This window comes from Micrococcus sp. ACRRV (genome assembly GCF_022346985.1).
GTDB lineage: Bacteria > Actinomycetota > Actinomycetes > Actinomycetales > Micrococcaceae > Micrococcus > Micrococcus porci.
On sequence record NZ_JAKRNH010000213.1, the window covers coordinates 1 to 873 of the forward strand.

Annotated in this window: 1 protein-coding gene; it reads left to right on the forward strand. The window is 67.4% G+C overall.

What is annotated here, in order from left to right; translation table 11 throughout:
• Window positions 1-103: 103 nt before the first annotated feature.
• Window positions 104-873: IS481 family transposase (locus MHY29_RS12165; RefSeq protein WP_239241580.1), on the forward strand; the 770-nt coding region annotated here is incomplete at its 3' end.

Sequence of the window (873 nt, forward strand, 5' to 3'; positions counted from 1 at the left end):
TGTGATGTCCAGGGACGTTGTTGCGTGAGCAGCTGACAGGCGAAGGCCTCCTGTTGCGAGAGTGGAGTTGTCAAGAAACCGCTCACGCGAACAGAAGGCCTTCATGTCCCACGCTAACGCCGCCCTGACCCCTCGCGCCCGTCTACGCCTGGCCAAGCTCATCGTCGATGAGCACTGGGCGGTCGCCACCGCGGCCAAGATGTTCATGGTCTCCCCACCCACCGCACGCAAATGGGCCACCCGCTTCCGGGCCGAGGGACCTGCAGGCATGGTCGACCGGTCCAGCCGGCCGGCCACGATGCCGACCAGAACATCGCCTGCAGTGGTGAAACAGATCGTGGCCGCCAGAAGGCGCCGGCGCCTGGGGCCCGTGCAGATCGCCTCAGAACTCGGGATGCCGGCATCCACCGTCCATGCCGTGCTCGTGCGTTGCCGGATCAACCGCCTCGCCCGTCTGGACCGGGTCACCGCCGAGCCGATCCGCCGCTATGAGCACCCCCACCCCGGCTCGCTGATCCACGTTGACGTCACGAAGTTCGGACGCATCCCCGACGGGGGCGGGCACCGATTCGTCGGGCGTCAGCAGGGCATGAAGCACCGCGCGGCGACTTCGGACCGAGAAGGAACCCGTGATGCCCGATACCAGCCCCGGCTCGGGGTGGGCTTCCTGCACACCGTGATCGATGACCACTCCCGCTTCGCGTATGTCGAGATGCACTCCGACGAACGCAGCCAGACCGCCATCGCGGTGCTGCGCCGCGCGGTCGCTCACTTCGCGCAGCTGGGCGTGGAGGTGGAGCGGGTGCTCTCGGACAACGGTTCGGCCTACCGCTCGCATGCCTGGCGGGATGCTTGCACCGAGCTCGGGATCAA